The 23,085-nt window shown below is 38.4% G+C and carries 15 protein-coding genes; all 15 read right to left on the bottom strand.

Annotated features, from left to right (window positions below; genetic code table 11):
• Positions 1 to 23: 23 nt before the first annotated feature.
• Entirely contained in the window at positions 24 to 2,954 is a 2,931-nt protein-coding gene (locus tag C1A09_RS08430; protein ID WP_057097710.1) for a type I restriction endonuclease subunit R, read from the bottom strand.
• A 32-nt stretch (positions 2,955 to 2,986) separates the two neighbouring features.
• Positions 2,987 to 4,078 carry a restriction endonuclease subunit S gene (locus tag C1A09_RS08425; protein ID WP_101543122.1) on the bottom strand — a complete coding sequence of 364 codons (1,092 nt, stop codon included), beginning with the start codon at positions 4,076 to 4,078 and terminating at the stop codon, positions 2,987 to 2,989.
• A gap of 1 nt (position 4,079) precedes the next feature.
• On the bottom strand, positions 4,080 to 5,063 hold the full coding sequence (gene xerA, locus C1A09_RS08420; RefSeq protein WP_057097640.1) for a site-specific tyrosine recombinase/integron integrase: 984 nt from the start codon (positions 5,061 to 5,063) through the stop codon (positions 4,080 to 4,082).
• Between the two features lie 58 nt (positions 5,064 to 5,121).
• The gene (locus tag C1A09_RS08415) at positions 5,122 to 6,267 is read right to left on the bottom strand and encodes a restriction endonuclease subunit S (RefSeq protein ID WP_057097639.1); all 1,146 of its coding nucleotides are present in this window, start codon (positions 6,265 to 6,267) and stop codon (positions 5,122 to 5,124) included.
• Positions 6,260 to 7,792 carry a type I restriction-modification system subunit M gene (locus tag C1A09_RS08410; protein WP_057097638.1) on the bottom strand — a complete coding sequence of 511 codons (1,533 nt, stop codon included), beginning with the start codon at positions 7,790 to 7,792 and terminating at the stop codon, positions 6,260 to 6,262. The genes C1A09_RS08415 and C1A09_RS08410 overlap by 8 nt, the downstream gene beginning before the upstream one ends.
• A 5-nt stretch (positions 7,793 to 7,797) precedes the next feature.
• Entirely contained in the window at positions 7,798 to 9,291 is a 1,494-nt protein-coding gene (locus C1A09_RS08405) for a type I restriction-modification system subunit M (RefSeq protein ID WP_057097637.1), read from the bottom strand.
• Between the two features lie 36 nt (positions 9,292 to 9,327).
• On the bottom strand, positions 9,328 to 10,701 hold the full coding sequence (locus tag C1A09_RS08400; protein ID WP_057097636.1) for an ATP-binding protein: 1,374 nt from the start codon (positions 10,699 to 10,701) through the stop codon (positions 9,328 to 9,330).
• A 119-nt stretch (positions 10,702 to 10,820) separates the two neighbouring features.
• Positions 10,821 to 11,141, bottom strand: a complete 321-nt coding sequence (locus C1A09_RS08395) for a helix-turn-helix domain-containing protein (RefSeq protein WP_101543121.1) — start codon at positions 11,139 to 11,141, stop codon at positions 10,821 to 10,823.
• A 130-nt stretch (positions 11,142 to 11,271) separates the two neighbouring features.
• On the bottom strand, positions 11,272 to 11,565 hold the full coding sequence (locus C1A09_RS16515) for a hypothetical protein (RefSeq protein WP_245874985.1): 294 nt from the start codon (positions 11,563 to 11,565) through the stop codon (positions 11,272 to 11,274).
• 32 nt (positions 11,566 to 11,597) lie between these two features.
• Positions 11,598 to 11,858, bottom strand: a complete 261-nt coding sequence (locus C1A09_RS16510; protein WP_245874983.1) for a hypothetical protein — start codon at positions 11,856 to 11,858, stop codon at positions 11,598 to 11,600.
• Between the two features lie 241 nt (positions 11,859 to 12,099).
• On the bottom strand, positions 12,100 to 14,523 hold the full coding sequence (locus tag C1A09_RS08385) for a GmrSD restriction endonuclease domain-containing protein (RefSeq protein ID WP_057097634.1): 2,424 nt from the start codon (positions 14,521 to 14,523) through the stop codon (positions 12,100 to 12,102).
• Between the two features lie 8 nt (positions 14,524 to 14,531).
• A complete protein-coding gene (locus C1A09_RS08380; RefSeq protein WP_057097633.1) occupies positions 14,532 to 16,529 on the bottom strand; it encodes a DUF262 domain-containing protein in 1,998 nt (665 codons plus the stop codon).
• Positions 16,530 to 16,551: 22 nt separating this feature from the next.
• Positions 16,552 to 17,631: a type II toxin-antitoxin system HipA family toxin gene (locus C1A09_RS08375; protein WP_049100254.1), complete on the bottom strand. Its 1,080-nt coding sequence runs from the start codon at positions 17,629 to 17,631 to the stop codon at positions 16,552 to 16,554.
• Positions 17,632 to 17,652: 21 nt separating this feature from the next.
• Positions 17,653 to 21,927, bottom strand: a complete 4,275-nt coding sequence (locus tag C1A09_RS08370; RefSeq protein WP_101543120.1) for an AAA family ATPase — start codon at positions 21,925 to 21,927, stop codon at positions 17,653 to 17,655.
• A 108-nt stretch (positions 21,928 to 22,035) separates the two neighbouring features.
• Positions 22,036 to 22,353, bottom strand: coding sequence for a helix-turn-helix domain-containing protein (locus C1A09_RS08365; RefSeq protein WP_008764677.1), 318 nt, complete (start codon positions 22,351 to 22,353; stop codon positions 22,036 to 22,038).
• Positions 22,354 to 23,085 lie beyond the last annotated feature (732 nt).

Raw genomic sequence — 23,085 nt, 5'->3', positions numbered from 1 at the left:
AACAAATTTATTTTATCAACCAATTAATAATACATTTCAATATACTGATAAGCCTTATCAAAAACTTCTTGATCTTTAATCTGGTAGTTAACCCACAGAATAGAACGTAGTTTCTTTTTTATCTCTCGCTGAGCTGTAATGCTTTTAAAAGCATCTTTAAACTTACGTACAATAGCTACCACATTTTCATCAATATCAGCAACAACCCGTTCTACAATGATAGGTGTATCCTCAGTTCTAATTGATTCAAACAACTCCGTAAGAGCAGCTTTAGCTTGTTCCCTCTTGTCAAGAGGTTGATTTGAGTTTTTTTCTTCCTCAAGCACTTCTTTAGCAAGGGTGAGCAATCCTCGGAGGAAATCAATACTAGTTATAAGATTTTCCTCCATATGACGGCGCAGTTCATCCAACTTCTCAGCAAATGCCTTGTAATTAGGGTCTCCATGATGCTCTCCTAACCTCAAACGAAGCATTTTTTCCACTTCCAATATCTTTTTAGGATTGTCTTTGGCTTGCTCCAACACCATATCAATTACATCTCCATCTACCACAAGATCCTCAAGTGGAGTCCCAATATCAATTGTATCAATGTTACGATGAATGATTTCAATGGTTTTAGCACCCAATAAAGTCCATATGAGTGAACCTCCGGTACTAACAGGACGTACACTTTGATATACCTGAGCCAGCCAAGTATAATCCGCCTGAAAAACAGCCAGCATTGCATCCGGGCTTACTGTTTCCCAAGCTTTAGCCAATCGTGAAAAATGTTTTGCAAAATTCGTTTTTGTAGACTCATCAAGTAAACATTGCTGAGCAGCCTGCAAACCTTCCCAACCACCGATTGTCCGGTCTACACCAGGGAAAAAGTCAATACACTCTTGCAAAAATTGAGGTATCAACACTTTTATCTCATCAATATTTTTTACAACTGTTTTTACCGTCTCTTCATCAAAAGCAAGGCTCTTGGCTACATTATCAAATACACCAACAAAATCTACAATCAGACCACATTTCTTATCAACATTGTACTTTCTATTCGTACGGCAAATAGCTTGTAACAACGTATGATCCTTCATTGGTTTATCAAGATACATACATTGCAAAATCGGAGCATCAAAACCTGTTAACAGCTTTGAAGTGACAATCACCATTTTAATCGGTGACAATGGATCACGGAATTGATCAAGAAGTTTTCTTTCTTGTTCTCTATCACGACGGTATGTCTTATACTCATCAGCTTTATCACCAGCCGTATGCATAACGATAGTGGTTGCATCTTCCGTACCCAAAAGAGCATCAATCGTTTTCTTATATTTCACACAGCAGTCTCGATTATATACCACAACTTGGGCTTTCATGCCACTGGGCTCTACATACTCTTTGAAGTGATTTACAATATAACGTGCGACATCGTTAATTCGCTTCTCTGCTGTAAAAAATGCTTCAACAGAAGTTCGTTTTACTAATTCGTTCTTTTCGTCCTCGGATATTTGATCGGTCAGTTCATCAAATTCTTCTTGTAATTGAGTTTCGTTAAGATGCATCTCTACCGGCACTGTTTGGAAATTCAATTCAAGCGTAGCTCCATCTTCAACAGAATTTTGGAAAGTGTATTTTGAAATATATCCACCTTTCTCTAAATCCTCATCAGCACCAAACGATTGAAAAGTATTCTTATCTCGTTTGTTGATAGGCGTTCCGGTAAGACCAAAGAAAAATGCATTAGGTAGTGCATTGCGCATTTTTTGTCCTAAATCCTTTTCCTGAGTTCGGTGTGCTTCATCTACCAATAAAATGATATTATCTCTTTCATTCAGTACACTATCAACATCTCCGAACTTGAAAATTGTCGTTATCAGAATCTTGCGCTGATCCTGCTTGAAAAATGCAACTAACTCATCTTTTGTCTTTGCAGATTCTATATTAGGAATATCAGCACGAGTAAAATCGCCCGTTATCTGATCTTCCAAATCAATACGGTCATCAACGATAACAACTGTGGGAGCATGTAATTCGTTCTGCAAACGTAATTTTTGGGCAGCAAATACCATCAACCATGATTTTCCCGAACCTTGGAAATGCCAAATAAGACCTTTCTTCGGACCTTGTTTCTCTCGATATGTATTTAAGACACGCTGAACAATAGCTTCACCTCCTAGATATTGTTGATAACGGCAAACTATTTTTATTTTTTTGCCTGATGATGTTCCTGTAAAAACACTATAGTAACGATATATGTCAAGTAGTCGGTTTGGTTGAACTAACCCCATTACATTACTTTTAACCGACTCTATTGTGCCATGCTGACGACCTTCATCTTTAAACCAAGGCCCCCATTTGTCAACAGGTGCACAGATACCGGCATATTGAAGTTCTTTGCCTTCAGTAGCAAAGGTCAATATATTCGGAACAAACATTTCTGGAATGCTTTTTTCATAATGCAGCATATCGATGGCTCCGTCAGCCCATGTTATCTGAGGGCGAACAGGAGATTTTGCTTCACCAACACAAATCGGAATTCCATTTATCAGATAAACCAAGTCCAAACGTTTACCTCCACCAACAGAGCTACGTGGAAATTCCCATTGATTGGTTACGACACAATAATCTTCGACCGCATCTTCGCTAAAGAATCTGATAGGTATATATTCACCATCCTTTCCAAAAGGCTCTGTGTTTTCATTAAATAGCAATGTACGAAAACGATCATTGGCAGTCACCAATTCATCATAATTACCTCCACAAGTAATAGCAGCACGGAGTTTATAAATAACTTGCTCCGCTTGTTGATGTGTTATCGGATTCAACCTAATAAGAGCTTCCAATAGCCATGATTCAACAAGGACAGAATCAGAACTACGAGGTATATCCTGTGACTTTACATACTGCCAACCACTTTGGGTTGCAGCTTCTATGAGCATTTGCTCCACTGTATTGTCTTCGTTAAACATATCTATGATTTTCATTGTTATCAATTTAATAATTAAGCGATTTTCCCTAATTCGTCACTTTGTATGTCATTCAAATATACTAAAGCTTTTTGAATGACAGATTTTGATTTATCGGCTTGTTTGAGGACCTCAACAAACAAGATTTGTTCATCCATACTAGGAACAGGAACTTTCATTTTCTTGATATCTGAGAATACGATATCAACTTGATTTGTAGAACCAGTTACATATTGCCTGTATATTTCTGCTTGCGTATCATTTAAAGAAAGGTACGTATTAAGCACTTCTGGAAGAATCACTGCTCTATCTGTTGACAAGGCAATCACATGTCCGTCATTTATGTAGGTATTATTATCTGAAGGACAAATAAATACACAACATCGTCCAAGAGTACCATTTCCAGTTGCATTCAAGAGAACATCTCCTGATTCAAGTATTCTCTTCCTAACTGGGATTTCCTCGTTGTGGTATTTTATATTCCCCAAACGTTGACCATCCCAATGGATACATGCTTGATTAATCACTAAGACAGAAGAAGATTCAACATATTTTGGCGTTATTCCCTTACTCATGATTGGACAAACCGATTCAAGAGTTTGCTTATTATGAGTATTATAATACATCTCGATAAATTGCGATTTGAAATCGCCAAATTTTGATTTATCGGCCTGTTCAACAATAGAACCAAATCGAGTTTGTTCTTCCATTGATGGAATTTTAATCCAGAGATTAAGAAGATCAACCTTTGTTGTACTAGGAAGAGTTGTACCTTTGTTCAGCACATTGAAATCTATTGTTTTGCAATGCCAATAGAAATAAACGTAATGAAGGACTTTTTCATCAGGAACTGCTCCAAATGCAGTATCAACGTTCCAATACTTTTCTCTTATTAGCAAAGGCTTGTCAATAGTACCTTTTCTCCCTAACAATATAGAATTAGCAGGAGATAGATAATCTGAGGCCCTTGCCATCTCGCCACCAGTTCCATAGACAGGATAGCCCCCATCCTCAACTTGGATTGATTTATAATCCTTGCCGTTAATTATTTCGACGACTTCTTTCCATTGACGGCTATGATCACTCCTCATGTGAGTATCCCCAAACATCTCGATAAATTGCGACATACTAACCAATAAATTTACGGTGAGACATTTTTACATTTGTCTGATTCACCATAGCATATTGCAATGTTGTATCAAGACTTTGATGCCCTAAGAGATGCTGGACCTGCTCTATAGGCATACCTTTATCTATCGCCATTGTTGCCAACGTACGGCGAAATTTATGAGGATGCACCTTAGGAATATTCAATTCACGCCCCAAACGACGTAAACGTATTTCCACACCACTTATCTGTAAGCGATCGTAAGGTGCTAATAACGAAACAAACAAGGCAGGATTGTCATCTATCCGTTCTGCCAAATAACGTTGTAAATGTATCTTTGTACGAGCATCGAAATAAACTCGACGTTGCTTATCTCCTTTACCGGTAACGATACATTCCCTATTTTCAAAATCTATATCGTTCCTATTAAGTTTGACCAACTCACCGACACGCATACCAGTAGAAGCTAACAAATCTATCAAGGCTAAATCGCGAATACCTTCGCAATGATCTCGCATTTGTTCCAAGGCTTCATCGGAGTATGTTTCTTTGACTGTTTTCCCGACTTTTACTTTATGAATCCGACGTACTGGGCTCTTGACAATATAATCCTCATCCTCAAGCCATGCAAAGAAGCTCGATAAGATGCGACGTATATTGTCTACCGTAACCTTTGTAGCACCGCTTGTCTGCTGATAATCATTTAAGTAATTACGCAAGTCATCAGTAGTGATATGGCGAATATTTTTTTCTATTTTCCTGATAGCATTGCTTAATGTACTTCGATAGTAGTGCATCGACTTATCCGAACATCCTTCAACTCTTTTAGCCGATAAAAAACTATCTATCAATTCACTATTACCGCTGCACTCTTCATTGTTTTTAGACGACACGTTGATATCACGAAAGGCATAATCTAGCACCTTTCGTAATTGACTCATTTGCTCGTTGTTTAAAACTCCCAGCATAGCCTGCTCTATGTCATTAATCAGATTTTCTATCATATTATTAATAAAATTAGTTATCCAATTAAGCCGCAGCTATCAACGTATCTCTCTTATTCTATCCGTTTATTAAACTCTTTATGACTTTATCGATATTTTCAATGCACTGCTTCAATTCAAATTTTGATTTGTCGGCTTGTTTATATATTGCTTCAAAACGCCTTTGTTCCTCTATCGCAGGTAATCCAACCATAAAATGGTCCAGATATGAAGCACTAACTCTTTTCTGCCCGCCTGTTCCAGACATATTTTTTGCAGCACGCTCACGAAATATAGGCATTCGTGTTAATGCTAACAGCCAATAGGGACTAGATATTCCGTTAATTGGCCGCAATACATGAAATTCTGTAGATCCCATTCCTATACCATTTGTAAGTCCATGTACAATAGCTCCTTTGCCATTCTCCATACAAGGTGTAATCTTGGCAAACAAGACATCATTATTCTCAAAATATGTAAAGCCTTTTTTTACTTTTCCATATTCTTCATCAGTCATATCTACCAAATATCCATCCTCACTTACCGCCGGCATAGGAATAAAAGAGACTTTATCGGTGTCGCAAAGAGCAATGTTAGGACGTCTTGGATTTAGAATACAACATTCTCCTAATCTTTTCAACTCATTCTTCTGATTTAAAGAAAGAGGATTCCCAAACATCTCGATAAATTGCGATTTCACCATTTCATCAGTGGCAACAAGTAGTTTCTTATAAGCCTCCTTCAATCGATAGGCTGCCCATAATTTATCAACAAGAACTTTTTGTTCCTCTAATGGAGGTAATTCAAACTCAAAATCAGCCAAATCAGAAAATAACACATAAGGATTTGTAGAACCTTTTGATTTAGCTATCGACCAAGTCGTAAAATCCTTTGATAGCATAATGAACGGCAACAAACGTTGCTCAAATGCATGAGGATCTTTCGTTTCAAAAACAAAAGTAGTATTAGCACATACTCCTTCAAAATCAGCAACTGCTATTTTCTTTAGATATGTTCTTCTTGAACCATACAAAATCTGACCTGGTTTAAATACACGAATAAAAGCAGGTCCAACATCATCTGTTGTAAAACATCCTTTCCTATGTATGGTTAAATCCTCCGAATCCATATGATCGCCTGCAACATAGTATTCATACGGATTATTTAGACGATCTATATTTATCTTCACATCTTTAACGACATCTCCAAACTTTACCCTACTCATATTTTAGCATACTTAAAAGATTAGCAACTTCGATATGCATTGATCTTGAAGCCTCAATCCATTTTGGGAGTGATTCATCCAAAATGTATATTTCATTTGTTCCTTTTTGCTTGACATAACTTTGTATACTAAGCAAACTCTTATTATTGTCTATATCATATATATCAGCAACTTTTGCAAAATATTCTATATCCTCAAAATTTTCATAAGCAGAAATAATTTTCTGGATGTGAGTATTTTCTAAATAACTTTCAGCATTCTTTCTTGATACCTCTCCTTTTGCGTCAATAAAAATAACTTTACCTTTATGACTATCTTCTTTTCTATTTTTGCAGATAATAATACAAGCCTCCATAGAAGCATTAAAAAATAGATTAGGACCAAGTCCAATTACGCAATCTACAATATCTATTTCAACTAATTTTTTGCGCAACTCATATTCTTCATCACGAAATAGTACACCATGGGGAAACAATATAGCACACCTACCAGTATTTCTATCCATCGAAGCAATAATATGTTGAAAAAATGCATAATCAGCTCTTCCTTGCGGAGGCGTTCCCAAGAAATTACGTCCCCACTTATCATTCATGAATTTTTCACGATTCCATTCTTTGATTGAATAAGGAGGATTTGCCAGAACAATGTCGAACTTACGAAGATGGCTGCCATCCAAGAATGCAGGATGCTCCAACGTATCTGCACATGCAATCGAAAAATCTTCAACTCCATTCAAATAAAGATTCATTCGTGCAATAGAAGAAGTCAAGCCATTCACCTCTTGTCCGAACACCTGTACACTCTGCCACTCTGCACCTTTGTTGCGAAGATAGTCTAAACATTTAACCAACATACCCCCGGAACCACAAGTTGGGTCATAAATGCTTTCATTCGGTTGTGGCTGCAGTATCTCAGCCATAAGTTGAACGACTGTTCTATTCGTATAGAACTCCTGAGCAGTATTTCCGGCATCATCGGCAAACTTTCCAACAAGGTATTCGTATGCCTGCCCCATCTCATCGGCAGGACAAGCCTTTAGGCTCAACGTATATTTAGAAAAATCCTCAATCAACGAAGTAATGATATTATCAGGCATCTTCGCCTTATTGGTCCAGCCATCCTTAGGTCCGAAAATACCTTCTAATCCTCCGATTTTTCTACCATCCATTTCCTTAGCAGGATTGGCTTGCTCAATGGCAATAAATGCTTCGACTAATTTATTACCAACATTTTCCGTCACCTCACGAACATCTCTCCAGTGCGCACCATCAGGAATACGGATGGGGAGATCTTCTACTTGCATACCTGCATACTCAACTCCTCCTTCACATACAAAACCTTCAAACTGTTCATCATAAACATCGGAAATGCGTTTGAAAAAAAGCAAAGGGAAAATATACTCTTTATATCCAGCCGCATCAATCTGGCCACGCAAATGAGTGGCAGCTGCCCAAAGAAAACCTTTAAGTTCATCGAGCGTAATAGGGTCGTCCGGATGACGATATTGTTTTACTTTTTCTGCCATATTGATTATGCGTTAATGAGTAATGAAAATTCTTTCTCCAATCGCTTCACATCTTCGTATGCTTGTTTGAACTCAGCCAACACTTCCACATAAGGACGAATTTCCTCCTTGTGGTAAACCACATAGCGATTGGGCGAAAGATTATACTCTTTATCTCTTATCTCCTGCAATGTAACGATTCGAGAATAGTCCTCTTCATCGGAGTAATTTTGATAAAGTGAATATAACCTATCTATATCATTCTCTTCTAAAATATTCTGCGCTCTCTTTTGAGTTAGAATTTTGGAACCATCTATCATCAAAATCCGTCCGGAATGATGAGCCGGTTTCATCCTTCGTATTATCAAGAAACACGGAGATAGTCCAGTTCCATAAAACAATTTATCTCCTAATGTAACAACGGCTTCTATCAAATCACTTTCCACTAATTGCTTCCGTATTTCTGCTTCTTGATTTCCACGAAACAGAATGCCTTGTGGCATTACAACAGCCATACGCCCCTTGCCAGAGGACATAGAACATATCATATGCTGAATCCACGCATAGTCACCACAACTATCACTCGGTGTGCCATAGATATTGCGCTTATATTTATCTGAACTCCATTCCGTTGCTCCCCAATTTTCAAGAGAAAATGGAGGGTTTGCTATAACACAATCGAATTTGGCGATATTACCACCTTGAAGAATTTTTGGGTCTCTCAATGTGTCGCCTTGCATTACATTAAAATCAGATGCACCATGCAGGAATAGATTCATTTTAGCAATGGCCGCATTCACAACATTCTTCTCTTGTCCGAATATACTTCCACAGCAAAGAGAATCATCGTGCATATATCGTATAGCTTCGATAAGCATTCCTCCACTACCACAAGCAGGATCATATACAGTTTCCCCCGGTTGCGGATCAAGAATATGCACTAATAATCTCACAACAGAACGAGGAGTATAAAACTCTCCGGCCTGGGCCTTACTGTCATCAGCAAACTTCTTTAATAGTATCTCGTAGGCATCACCCATTAAATCTGCAGGATAATCCTTATTACCAAGTTTTCGTTTTGATAGATGTTCTATCAGGTCACGAATCTTACTGTCATTGAGAATTGCCTTATTAGTCCATTTCTGAGATGAAAACATAGATAGCACCCCATACAATGTATCTGGGTTTGCTATCTCTATCTGTCTCATAGCACCAACTATGGCTGCTCCAAGATTTTCTGTACGTTCTCGGACTTCTTGCCAATGACAACCATCAGGAATAACAAAACGATGTTGCTCTGGCAGAGATGCATACTCCTTATCACCACCACTTGATATTAAAGCTTCTTCTGTTTCTTCATCATAAACATCAGATATCCGCTTGTAATAAAGCAAAGGCGTGATATAATCTTTAAAATTATCCTGGCTTACAGGACCGCGTATTATATTACAGGCCTCAAACAAGAAATTATATAAGTCCTGTGCGCCTGTAAGCTCTTTATTTATTGTTTTTTTTGCCATCTAATAACTCTGTCAAATAGTGAATTTGAGATTCCTTTATTTCATTAACTCAACAACATCTTCCGGCAACACCACATTCTCGGAATCACCTTTCGGAGCGTTCTTAAGGAACAGCACCGGAACGATGGTGTAGTTCTTGGCAAACGGCAGCAGATTAGCTTTGCGGAGAAGTGCAGCAGTTAGCTGTTTACCATTCTCCCTTATTGTCCACTTGCATTCGCCAACCAGCAGATACTTTTTGTCAAGCGATTCGGCCATAACATCGAACTCGACTTGTTCCGGCTTCTTGTCCTCATTGAGAACAGAACCCCACCAGCGTTTTACCTTGCCATAAACCACTCCATTGACAAGATTTCCTGTTACGGCATCCCGACATAATTTTTCCCATTGCATACTCACATACTCCGATAAATGAGCAGTCAAAGCCTGTTCTATTGGCAAACGACGACCAAGCTCGATGAACGAACGATTAGGTACGACAAACTGATAATAAAATGCCATAAACGGATCGGCTATCTTGTAAAGACTCTTTTTCGCATTCTTTTCATCAATCCCAAACGGAACATCTTTCTCCAAAAATCCGAGATCAATAAGTTTCTTCAATGGACGCGACAGGTTGGTTGCAGGCTCATTGCATCTTGCGGCAATCTCAGAAAGCCGATTTGCACCAGTACCGATATAAGACATTATCGTCGAAGTCTTAACAATATCCTTTACATCGTCCTGAAACAATTTTATCGGTTCTTCGTAAAGAGTTCCATTTACAGAAAGGATATTGTGCCACAAAGCATCATTAAGTGAATTTTGGTTTTCCCTTAGTTCCCAATAACGCGGCACACCTCCCCAAACAGCATATTCTTCAATGGCATTCATCGCATCAAGGCTCAAAGCCTCTTGAATATATGGCAAACGTATCGGTGCAAGTTTCATGATCTCATCAGCACGACCATAGAGAGGTGCAGTAGAATCAAGAAACAATCCATACATCATATTTTGTGACGAACCGCAAAGCACAAGATTATACTTCAACTGCTTTTCATCAACCAGTTTTTGTAGCACAGACGGCAGTTCAGAAGATTGCTCTACAAGATACGGAAACTCATCCAAACATAAAGTAAAACGCTTGTCTGTTCGATAATTGACCGCACGAAACATAGATTCCCAATCCGGATATGTCAGTTTGTCGAAATCCGGGAACACTTGTGCTATTACTTTTGCAAGCAATACTCTCTGATGTTGCCCTTCAGAACGGTCAGCAAGGAAGTAAACATCATTTTCTGACAACACTCTTTTAATGAGCGTTGACTTACCCAGCCGTCTGCGACCGTACATCACGACTAGCGAGGATTTCTCTCTCGCAAGAGCATCTTTCAGTCGTGCTGCTTCATCTATTCTATCAACGAATTTCATACGCCTTATTTATTATGCAATACAAACATAATGTTTTTATAGCATAACGCAAAATTTTGAGCCATGTTTTTTATTCCAACAGAAGAATTTGCAACTTATGTACTAGGAGAATATGCACTCTATTCCTTTTTTGAAGCTCGCCTCCTTGTCTTCAGACTCAAATCCTGCAAAGCTTTTCCCAGTTTGTCTTCTTTGGCCAGCCACAGGATATCATCGTCAAGCTGCAAGGCATACAGCACTCGCAAGTAGATTCCGATTGCTACTGTTGATGCACCTTTCTCTATTCGGGACACAGTCAACGGAGAGCAAGTAGCACGTTCTGCAATCTGAGCCACACTCAAATTTCTGCGTAAACGAGCTAATTTAATCTGTTCTCCCACAACCGACATTTTCTGCTCCAATTTTCGGGGCAGTTTGGTTCCCATTGTATTCTTTGTCATATCTTTATCTATTTAAGGTGCAAAGCGACCGTGTCGATAACTTTACCATAGTCAATCTATCATATAATATGCAAAGATGACACTTTTGATTTGCTTAATGATATATTACACATACAATATCTGACATTTTTCAGTCAACATCGGAAAAAATCCAGTCTTTAGACGCATATTCCTTTTCAAACTCTGCCAAATCTTCCTTTATACGCTCACGAAAATTCTCTTCGCTATCATCGCCACTCATCATCCAATCTACGCGAGTTGCATATATCTCTGCTATACGAATTTGCCGATATGCCTCCTTCGTTACATTTATCGTTTCATCTGACAGTTCCAATACATCAGCATCATCTGGATAGCGGTCATAATAACAATGATGAATCGAGTATAATACCGGAATTCGTTCACCGTCAGAAGTACCAGACATATATCGCGTTGTTGATTGGAATATTACTCCATCTACGAAAAATGCTGCTCTGAATATTTTTGTTCTGCCTTGACGATAGTTTTATCTGTCAGAAGAAAAGATTCCGCATCTTCATAACTGGCAAAACCCATATAGCTATGGTATGAAACAAAGCTATCTTTCTCGTAAATAGTCCAATAATCTTTATGTATCTTCTCCGGCTTTGGTTGTAAAGCTCTCGCAATATCACGCTCGATAGAATTAGCTATCTCTCCGAAGGCAATCATATGCCGATTAAAATATCCGCCACTCATGGTTATTTCTACTTCATTAAATCCACATTTTCCTTGTTTTTAAACTCAAGTTCTGTAAAACTTTCTCTAAAATTGTCTTCTTTGGCAAGCCTTAGAATCTCATCACCAAGTTGAAAAGTACACCGTATGCAAAGATAGATTTCAATTGCCTCCGTCATACGCCTTTCTATATTTGCCAAATAACCTCAGAAGTTTTTCATATAGCTTCTTATAGCACCTTCAACCTTGAATCCCGTATTTTCTATAATATTGCCTCTAAAAAATCAAGTGCAGTCTGTACACGGTCTTTGCCAGGGAGATCAAGAAGCACAATGCCGTCAAAGCTGAATTTTTTTTCAACATCCCTAAAACCAACTGTATGCTCTTCTGCGTCTGAAATAGTTTCAAAACGATCTCCAAACTTTCTAGTAACTTTCTGTCTTTTGTCCCTTATGCCAATCTCCCAACCTTTTGGATAGCATTCCATATACATGGCATCAGATTCCGAACCCTCAGTCCTTATGTACAAAGCACCGTGTTCCGCATTGTCACTCCAATCACTGAGTTCGTATTCATGACTCCCCCCACTTTCATATAGTTTACGCACTGTGTATGCATATGGGTCAGTATTATATCCCTGCCATGGTTTCGTTTTTGGAGATTTAATGGTCCATACAGTAAATTCATTATCTGCATCATGCCTGAAATAGTGGCGCATCACACCTTCTTTATTTGCTTCTACAAATTCTTTATAGTTCACCATATAATAGGCCATGCTGTCATAAGAATAACGTATAGGGCTATCATCGTTCATCAAATGCGTAAAAGCTTCAACTGCATTATCAAAACCTCTATCATCTTTACCTATTGTGAGGAGATAATCCCATCTTCCCGTCATACCGAAAAACCAGCAGTCCACATATGGCCTGATCCCATTGAAACCGCAGCCTACAAGGCTTTGGACCCTTTCAGTATCGCTCATAGCCCAGAAACCATAGAATCTCTTTATGTAGCTTTCTGTATCAGTACAACTTATTATAGAAGGCATTAAAAGTCCGAATGAATAATAAAGAGGACGACACGTGGACAGTTCCCTGATAATATCAAAATTCGGCTTATCATATAATCTGCATTTGACGCGCTCATCCTCAAGAGATTTTTCAGTTGTTCCCAGTAGGGTTTCAAACATATTCGTTGCAGTAGAGAGTTTACGCGAAATATTGTCAGCCTCATGGAAATCCGCTAAACGGGCATTCGCTCCAACAGAATATCCGTTGGTAAGACGCTGTCTTCTTCCTCTGACCCAACCAGTCATTACCCTCAAGTAGTCTGTAGAAGCAACTATGTCAGAATCTGGCAAAAGTTCCTCAGAATGGGAAAGCATCCACTGAAAGAAACTCCACAAGATAATCTGAAATGCAATATCCATATCAGTTCCCATTTCTAGACATGTTGAGACAAGGTCTATATTATAGTCAAACAGATTGACCTTATGTCTCTCCTCCTCTTTCTCCAGACGTGCAGTAGAAGATGTTGCAATAAAATAACGCGACATGAAAGTACCAAAATCCTCGTACCTCTTGTAGATACCTACAAGCAGATCAAGAATCCTGAACAGCTTTATCACATTCTCCTTATCCTTATACACTTCAAGCCTTGAACGGTCTATTTCATATGTATAAAGATCCTTCATATTTTTCAGTCCACTGTTTTTATAAACAGTCTCTGCATCCGGCATAGTGGCAAACATGAGGAATTGCGACACATAGTCAAGCAGGTTCATGAACCATTCATCAATGGACGGATACAAGATCTTCTTCTTTTCCTCCTCGCTTTTTGCCTGCCAGCGGCTATACGCCTTCGGCCAGAGCATATCACACCAGTCATGTTCGATTGAATATTCAAAGTATTCTTTCAAGGTAGGCGTATCCGGCATTCCCGGAATATCACCGAACTGATATTTTACGTTCTTGAAATTGATTCCCAGAAAATCTTCGAATTCCGCTTTCCAGTTTTCGAATGGAGTAAGCAATTTACCTCTGGCGTTCATCTTGACATACAAGTCGTCATTTAGGTCTAAATTCTCCATATCAAGGTTCTCAAACTCAAACGGTGAATCATTGAAGAATGTATCTGCCATATCCTCTATATGGTCTTTATACGGTTCCGATCCAAGCACAAAATCAGCCTTATCAAGAAATTCAAGCATGGAATTTATGGAAGAATCCAACTTCCATGATTCAGAGAACCATCCTGGAACATTTTTTATGTAATCCGATATGGAAGGTACATACTTTTCCGGCAGTTTGAATTCATGCATAAGCTTGCAGAACTGCTCTGTTGACGGACGTGATGTATATGTAAGCGGCTTCAGGCAACCGGAATATTTAAGGCCACACTTCTGGTTCAGCAACCAGCCTATAAGAGCAAGTGTAGTTAGCCTCTGCTGCCCGTCCACCGGTTGGAAATATGGTTCAGACGTTTTTGTCATATCCGTTGATCCATATATGAAATGCAATTCACACGTTTCCCGGTTCAGTAAGGCATCAAGCAGTTTTTTGATGAACTTGTCACGCTTTTCGAAGTTTACATCTGCTCCCTGTACGTAGTCACGTTGGATTATAGGAATAGCTACACCGTTTCTGGCGGCGAACTTATTGTATTTTTCTGTATTCTTGTTGAGCATATTCTCGTTTATTTTGAGGTGTAATAATTATATACTTCTTCAATAACTCTAAAATAGTTGTTCCTGTCTTCCGGACGCCATAAACGCATATCACCAGGAGAGCATCTGGAATACTCTTTACAAAACACCTTGCGTGTTGACGGAGGTGCATAAGTACCATTTGGGGTAGACGGATCAGAAATGTCACACCTGTCATGGCGGTCCATAAGAATGGAGCGTTTCCTGTCCAATAGATAATTCTGTAAGGCCGAGTTTGTCTCTTTGTCAACCAGGGCCAGATTTCTAATACTATGCATCTCATTCTGGTTTATCCCGGCCAGGTCACCGAAAAATCCGTCTAGGATTCTGGCATTGCGCTCTAGTTCGTTGTGGTTGTAATCATCAAAATAGTTTTTCTTGTCAGATGTCAAAGTCTTCAAAACGCTAATGGCCTTCTCTACTTCCGCTCTCTTCACAGCTACCCGTGAATTCAGGTCCATGGAGTCAGAATTCTGGCCATCAGTCGCCTCGTTCTGTAGCAAGGTGCGTAATTCAGCATCATCAAGTTTTTTGAAATCCTCACTTCTCCTTTCAAACCACATTCTGAAATCCTGGTAATTGATATCAGAGGTAATGTTTTGCGGATGGATATGTTCAAGCGATGTCACATTGAATATCTCAAATAAATGAAACGCAAACCGCTTTTCTTCCGCATTGTCATTTATCGCTTCTTGAACATTAAGCACTTTCAACACTTTTATTATGGCTTCGTTGTGTTCATCATACCTGAGGCCTTCAAGAGTAATATCCTTCCCCAGTCTGACAAGTCTGCCCACCTCCTTCTCCAGTTTGTCGGTAAATTGCGGTCTATCAATTGGAGTTCCGTTTTCATCTACTGATAGTTTATAGATATACTCTACAAAATCTCTGCGTTTCCGTTGCTTCCCGATTTGCAGTATACGGCAGAGCCCTATCAGATGATACCAATGCCTGTTGGAATACCAGTTGCATACAAGATTGAAAATTGTCTGGATCCTTTTCCATACATCTTCTACCGTATTACTGTTATTGTCATTCCTCCTAAGATATTCATTGATTACCTGATAATTGAAGTCATCTCTGAAATCTTTGGACTCCTTGCGTTCCACGGGTCTGTTGCCGTCTACGTTGCTCATTTCATTATTCAGTCTGTCTGCTACAAAATCAAGGACAAGTTCCATGTGGGACAATGTGCCGTCATTCGATTCGGCGAGCATAGACCATAAATAAGGATTCTGTAATGCATGTTCCATTGAGTCCCACTCAAGCGCTCTGCGATATGATGCGCCCCTGCTATAATGCCCAGATGAATTTGTATTCCTTTCCTGCAGCAACAAAGCCTTGACAAGCTCCGTCGAGGTCAGCGGTATCTTTCCATAGTTAAGTTCACGGAAAGCCTTGTGTGCTTCCCTGCTGTTGATTTCGTACCATATTACTCGGACATCGTTTTGTTCCTCATCCCCATCCGGCATCATTGCAAAGATATCTCGAATTTTTCCTTTATATCTATCATGTCCATCTCTTGAAAACCACACTACAATTGTAGAGTATGCTTTTTTCACATAGAAATTGTCTATGTTATCAATAAACTTCTTATCATCCTCCATGAATTCAAGTTTGTCCAGATATCCATTCTGGACATCTCTACTGGGAAGAGAAAATGTATATACCGGATATTCATAATCACTGTTTTTCGACAAATAATGCATGAGGATATATATCGTTGTAAGGCGTTGCTGACCATCGACTACAAAATACGTATCGGCATTTTCGGGATGTCTTACTACTGTAATGGGCTGAAGGCAATAGTATGGTTCATGGCCTTCATTATTACGATTCCTTTTTGTCTTCAGAGATTTTACAAAATCCAACAGGTCATCAAGAAGTTCCTCTACTTGACGTGATTCCCAACGATATCCACGTTGGTACGGCGGTATAATGAAATGCATTTCTAGCAATTCATGAAACGGTTTTAGTACAAGAGACATATACTATGGTTTTTAATAGTTATTACAAAATTATTACTTCAATACTCTTCAAAATCTCAATAGCTTTTTTCTCGTTCAAGCCAGCTTTAACCGCAACGGCTATAATATCTTCTTTCGTTGGCTCAATTTTGTCATTAATTGAAGTTGTTCGGAAGCCATTTATGCCATCACTTGGCAAAAGGTCGAATGCCGGAGCAAAATGCCAATCGCCATCACGATAGATGAAAGCAAAATTCTTGGCGTGGTCATCTTTGTTATCAATCAAGTAGTTGAATACCATAAGACGATACACTTTCCACATTTCCGCCACGCTATGCGTCAAAACTGCGCATACTTGAAAGATATGAGTATAGTCTATGCTTGGCAAACGATAGTCCGCCCCGATTAGTCCAGCTACACTAACAACATGCAATTTGCCGCTTGGGGTACGGTCAAAACGCTCAACTCCGAAATATTTTTCCTCAAACAATCGTGTTTCTGGCATTTCAATTCCGCATTTCTTTGCAAGAAGCGAATAATTGTACTCATCAACACCGATACGTTTTGAATCTCTCTTCGCACGAAACTTAACCATCCATTCTTTATCTTCAAAGCGAGTGAATATTTTCGGACGGGCACCACCGGGAGAACCGCCTCTATATTGAAACTCCTCGATTCCCTCACCTGTATAATCTTCACTATCAAGAATCTGTTCAGCGTTCAATGCCAACTTCTCGAAATCCGCATACTCTTGTTTTGATACAACACTTTTGTCAGGACGAAACTCCAACGCACCACGTCCAGTCGAACCGACCAATGCAAGACGGTCAAGCAATGATAATGTATGGGGATTTATTCCATTCTGTTGCAAATATCTATCAAGAATCAACACCCCCCAACCGTCAGGCAAGCAATCATCAAAAACACCGAATTCGCCTTCAAACGGACGAGGTTTTGCTATAAATACCCCGCTGCGTAATGGCAATTCAAATGGAGATATAGAGAAGCCTGTATTGAGCCATTCAGCCGAATACTCAAATGCACATAATCCCTCTTTGGTCAAAGCCAAACGACCGACCAAACGATTATCATAAATGACTTCTATCTGTTTTATGCTATTCATGTTTTTTTCCTCTTTTAAAAGTTATGACAATAGAGAAACCGCATTTTTCAAAACCCTATTATCACGATAAATGTATTCATCAAATAAATCAAGTATCTCATTCATAGCATCCTCATTCTCATCCTGACTCAGTTTTTTATATATCTCAAGTAAAATTTCAACTATTTCATCATCGACCATATTTACACCATCTATGTCAGAATACCTCTGAGAGGAGATGAATTTATAAGACTGGACGGGATAAACTGGAATACATTTCTTTACATATTCTAGCTGATTATATATTTCTCTATCCTTCTTACCCATATTGGTCTTGACAATACCGCAGTACCAGTCAAAAGCCTCAATTGGGAGGGAATTACAATACCATAAGTACGCATTTACAACTTTTTCCCTATTGTCCATTGCATATCGTTCTAGATACTTCATGCTTAAATCTCGGTATTCAGCATACACATATGACTTCATGGCAATCTCAACGATTTTTGCTACAATATCCTCATTATCAACAGCAAGTATTTTCTCAAGTCGATCTTCACATTCCTCTGAATTCTGTCCCCCTACCGCACCATAAAAATATATCTGAACGAGTAATTCATGGCTTGAAAAATCATGCTCAATACAATTGATATAATTACTTACTACATCATTCTTATGGTAAAAGCACCATTGTATTGCATTTGCTCGAATATATAATGCTTCGGGGCCCATACCAGAAAGAAGAGGTTTCAGCATCCGGAAATATAGTTCTTCATCAAAATAGCTTTCCGTATTAAGGTAATAAAGTGGCATAGTTTTCACACAGTCGTGCAAGATCGAACAGCAATTGGTGAAGAACTCGTAAATTTCCAATCTACGCGACGGTATCGTACACATATGCACTAATAATTCAGCAGCACGACCTTGATACGAATTCATACCCCTTGTAAGTAAGTCAGATGCTCGCCTACTCATATCCATGTTTCTATCCTCATCTATAACTAAACTATCATTCTCAGCAAAAGAATCAATAGTAAGAGTTTTGCATAACTGCATGATTCCATCAATATGCCTATTTTCCTCTTTAATATAGTACTCAACAATTTGGCTAAACGTATAGCTATCTAACTTGGCAAACACTTCTGTGATGTACAGCTCCGCCAAATTCCAAAGAGAATTAGGATTGATTCCGCCAGCAAGAAGACCTTCAAGACCGGCAACTTTATACATATCCGAAATATCAGCCATAGTGCTTATTTCCAATACAAAATCGTAAAACTTATTAGGCTCAGAGGTCACACACTTTTTAAAAGCATCAGCATGTTCTCTTAGGCTGATAGGATTTCTACCTTCACGCCATTTATATTCTCCAAGTTTCAGAAATGAACTCAGCCAGTTCGAAATCGGCCATCTTCCATATTTTTCACTACTTACAACACCACCACAAAAATGTCCTACAATAACAGAATGATCAGGCTTTTCAACTTCATATCGTCTTCCAAATCTGCGCATAAGTTCTTGATAACATCTCTTCATTTCCGGAATCATAAGGTCTTCTGGCAATGTATTGCATATCAGTACCCATTTGTTCCACCATAAATGAGGACATAGGAATCGACTCCACTTTCTTGCAGCATCGTATTTAAAATCGAATTCAGACTTATAAGATAACAATAATCTCTGATACAACTCTGCATCGTTTTCGTTCAATGTATCATACCAAGCTCTAAGCATTTTCAAAAAGAAAAACTCTACATCTCCGTGAAGATATCTTTCGATTTCCTCACTGTTCTCCAAGAGAGGACGAATCAAATTATCATACAATTTTGGAGCTACTGCCATAGCAGTAAAAGCCATAGATAATGTTGTCTCATTTTTCAGTGACAAAAGGTCTATAACGAGTGGGCGCACAATAGTTTCATCTGGCGAATAGCGAATCAAAAGGTCTTCGTATATCTTCAGCAGTTTTCCGTTACTAGTCTCCATATCAATCCTGTAGAATGCTTTTGTTGTTGAAAAACCATAATAGCCATTTTGCGCTGTTTTATATACCGTTTTGCAAATGCAATTGTGCAGTACTCTGAGCATTTCCTTCGAGTATTCAATAGACAGTTTGGGGCATAATACTTTCGCCAACTCATATTGATCATGTTTATTACATGAGTCTTCAGACATAAAACAATCTATAATCAGTTTCTCTGTCTCCTCCAAAGCAAATTTACTGTTGCTTTGAATTGCATCCTGAATTATATTGATGACAAAAAAAGCGTTTTGTGATTTTGTTTCAGCGTATGCTTTGAGAACACAAGATTGACCATAGTCGTTATGTTCTCTCAAATTATATGCAATAGCTAATAATCTTGATTCCTGATCTTGTATTTGATTAATCATACCATACACATCTTCTGGATTACGGAAAGCATAGCGGGATAAACATACCATGATTGGGAAAAACACTTCATCGGTCTTCCTGAGTTCAGGCATCATTCTGTTCAAAATATTTCGGATAGTTGGAAACCAACTTATTGAACTTACTCCTCGAAGGAAATATCCCAACATTTTTCTATCTTTCTGATAGACCTCGGTAATAAGAAGTTTTTCACCACAGGATGGATTATTTACAAAAGCTAATACCGATAATGTTAATAGTTTTAGATGAAGTCTAATATCCGAATCCATGAGGATACTACGAGCTTCTTCAACGAATTTGATGATATCATGCCCCCGTTTAAAATCAAGAACGGCCTTAACCATTGATCTCATTTCCAAGCCCTGAATCTCTTTTTTGATATCAGTTGCAAACAGACTATTATTTTCAGAATAATGACGGGCAAGAGTATATTCATAGAAAGATTGATGGAAGAATGAAACAGCACATCCCTCACGCCGGATAAGACCATTGCTTGCCAGATACTCGTAAGCTTGTTTCTGACTGGAGGTTGGTGCAAACTGAGGATTCAAGGTTCCAGCCTTACGTATTGTTTCAGCAATCTTATACATCAACTGTTCCCTTATTTCCACATCATATTGTGAGGATGAATCCAAAATGATAGTGTCCCATAGGGCATCGTAAAGTTCTATCTGACTATTGAAGTTTATTCTTGATTTATTCCGCTGAAACAAAATAGAAAATGAATTCAGAACCTGAACTGTTCTGAGTATTTTAGCCGTCACACAATCTACTTTCTTGCTAAGCCCTTCTTCCAGTTTATCAAGTGCCATGGCAACCTCCTCATCGGACAGTTCTCCTATCTCAATAATTGTGGATTTATCCTTAAGGCTATTTAAAATAGAATCATATTCAAGATCATATTTACGACACGAAACAACAGCTTTAACATTAGTCCAATCTTCCAGTGATGATAGTACTGCCATCATCATATTTAAGTGTGTTCTATCGTTAGTGAGAGATTGAGACAGTGCATCGATTTGATCTATAATCAGAATCACGTTCTCAGCTGATGCACTGTAATATGCCAATGTATCACGCAATTCGCCTAAAGTGATAGGATTACCATTATCATCAATAGAATCAGCTTTAATGCATAAATACTTGATACCATCATTCCGGTTCTTAGAAATCAGTTCTTTTAATACAGCTGACTTACCTACTCCGGCATCACCTGCAAGAAGACAAATGGATTTCTCATTTCTGCTGATATCTTTCGTAATCCATTGCATTACTTCATCAACCTGATACCTATATATATGGGAATCTTTTACACCGTGTAATTCAGAGGAAATGAGATTAAAGCACATCCTTTGTTTTGAAGCAAACTGATCTGCCAATTTTCGGTCATCCTTAATGGAATCCATTTTCTTTTTATATAGTTCACGCCAAAGTTCAATAGTTTCTTTTACATTGTTTTCTGAGCATTTTTCACTATCAAGAAAATGATATCTTGCTGTATTTTGTATGTGATCTGACTTATTTCTAAATTCTTCTATTGAAGTTTCGCTAATATTTCTCCAATAAATTTTTTTGTGCTCATAATCACAAGCAATAAATAAGACAAGTTCACCTTTATGTCGTTCTGCATATGCATAAATCGACTGAGGAATGTCATAATATACATCCCCATTTTTCTCTGGATAAGTAAGATGTTTAACTTGAACCACAACCTTTTCTCTTGCGGTACCATCAGGACACAGAATATCAAGATATCCATCAATATTCGGCAAGGTACCGCCTTCTTGAAGCTGAGAACAGTCAACCAAGTCATCCGGAAAGATATCTTTCAAAAACCGAATTGAACGGCTATCCAATTTACTGGATTCAGTAACATTAACATTTGGAATTAGTTCCCTATCGCTCATAATTAAAGGCCATTTTCTTGAATATATTTTAGAAAATTGCTCGTTGTCCTCAACAAGGCCAAACGACCGACCAAACGATTGTCATAAATGATTTCTATCTGCTTTATGCTATTCATTTTTCTTCCCTCTTTTACGTATAACACTTTGCTCATTCAATACATCATCTAATGACTGATATTGCTTCTGCGCAAAAAGAGCATCAAAATCAGAAAGCGCATTCAAAGCAAAGCCTACTTGAAGCAATCCTCTTAATGAAATCTCTCCCGTCTGCTCAAATCTGCGATAAGTAGCAAACTTGACTCCTGCTCTTGCTGCCAATCCTTCTTGAGTTAAGTCCAATTCAAGTCTCCGAACCTTGACTCTTGCTGCAATTTGCAAAGCAATATCACTGGGACTTGAAACATTAAAAGCTATTATATTATTCATAGTTTACATATCTGCCAATCAACAAACAAAATATTATTCAATACAAAAATAAGACTTATTCCTGAATATACCACCAAATTCAGAATTTATTTGCACCTCAAAATGAAAATCAACTTTACTTTATCTCCGTATTCATATATACGTACATTAAAGTAAAGCTAACAGAGGGAGAGAAAAAAAATGGCTTCGCCAAAGCCGAACCGAACTATATCTGCCGACTTTCTTTTTTTGGCTGCAAAAGACACAGAAATCCTGCTCACAAAACAGACATGATTCGAGCTATTGTAAGACACAAGAGCCAACCCCAAAATCCGTAAAACCATCTCTGATTTTGCAACTCGAATCGGCGAAATAATCACCGATATGCCTTATCTTCGCGAACCGGAGGTTTCGGAGCAAAAGAGAGCCATTTTTCTCTTTTTCCCTTCGTTTGAAGACAAACTAAGGTTAAAAACGTTAAATCTTCGATTTTCGGCAAAAAAAACAAGTAAATTTTTGAGCAGTCTATCTTTTAAGCCGTAAACTATTGATAATCAATTAGCATAATATGCTGCATCGAAAACCAGTAAAAATTTAACAGGGAAACACATCTGTTTCAGCAATCCCCAAAGAGAGTAACCTCGGTATTACTTACACGTTTTTGACACTTTGCACTTTCTGCATTCTGAGAATCGCATATTTTCACCCGTTGGCAGACGTAAGCGAAAATATGCAAACGAAAATCCGTATCTT

It is taken from the genome of Bacteroides cutis (genome assembly GCF_900241005.1).
Taxonomy (GTDB): domain Bacteria; phylum Bacteroidota; class Bacteroidia; order Bacteroidales; family Bacteroidaceae; genus Bacteroides; species Bacteroides cutis.
Note: the sequence above shows the minus strand (reverse complement) of the source record. Positions and strands in the feature narration are given on the sequence as shown.

Bases quoted from the DNA above. Each gene is read 5' to 3' on its own strand.
- C1A09_RS08430 (WP_057097710.1), bottom strand. From the start codon at position 2,954: ATGTTTAACGAAGACAATACAGTGGAGCAAATGCTCATAGAAGCTGCA.
- C1A09_RS08425 (WP_101543122.1), bottom strand. From the start codon at position 4,078: ATGTCGCAATTTATCGAGATGTTTGGGGATACTCACATGAGGAGTGAT.
- xerA (WP_057097640.1), bottom strand. From the start codon at position 5,063: ATGATAGAAAATCTGATTAATGACATAGAGCAGGCTATGCTGGGAGTT.
- C1A09_RS08415 (WP_057097639.1), bottom strand. From the start codon at position 6,267: ATGAGTAGGGTAAAGTTTGGAGATGTCGTTAAAGATGTGAAGATAAAT.
- C1A09_RS08410 (WP_057097638.1), bottom strand. From the start codon at position 7,792: ATGGCAGAAAAAGTAAAACAATATCGTCATCCGGACGACCCTATTACG.
- C1A09_RS08405 (WP_057097637.1), bottom strand. From the start codon at position 9,291: ATGGCAAAAAAAACAATAAATAAAGAGCTTACAGGCGCACAGGACTTA.
- C1A09_RS08400 (WP_057097636.1), bottom strand. From the start codon at position 10,701: ATGAAATTCGTTGATAGAATAGATGAAGCAGCACGACTGAAAGATGCT.
- C1A09_RS08395 (WP_101543121.1), bottom strand. From the start codon at position 11,141: ATGACAAAGAATACAATGGGAACCAAACTGCCCCGAAAATTGGAGCAG.
- C1A09_RS16515 (WP_245874985.1), bottom strand. From the start codon at position 11,565: ATGTCTGGTACTTCTGACGGTGAACGAATTCCGGTATTATACTCGATT.
- C1A09_RS16510 (WP_245874983.1), bottom strand. From the start codon at position 11,858: ATGAGTGGCGGATATTTTAATCGGCATATGATTGCCTTCGGAGAGATA.
- C1A09_RS08385 (WP_057097634.1), bottom strand. From the start codon at position 14,523: ATGCTCAACAAGAATACAGAAAAATACAATAAGTTCGCCGCCAGAAAC.
- C1A09_RS08380 (WP_057097633.1), bottom strand. From the start codon at position 16,529: ATGTCTCTTGTACTAAAACCGTTTCATGAATTGCTAGAAATGCATTTC.
- C1A09_RS08375 (WP_049100254.1), bottom strand. From the start codon at position 17,631: ATGAATAGCATAAAACAGATAGAAGTCATTTATGATAATCGTTTGGTC.
- C1A09_RS08370 (WP_101543120.1), bottom strand. From the start codon at position 21,927: ATGAGCGATAGGGAACTAATTCCAAATGTTAATGTTACTGAATCCAGT.
- C1A09_RS08365 (WP_008764677.1), bottom strand. From the start codon at position 22,353: ATGAATAATATAATAGCTTTTAATGTTTCAAGTCCCAGTGATATTGCT.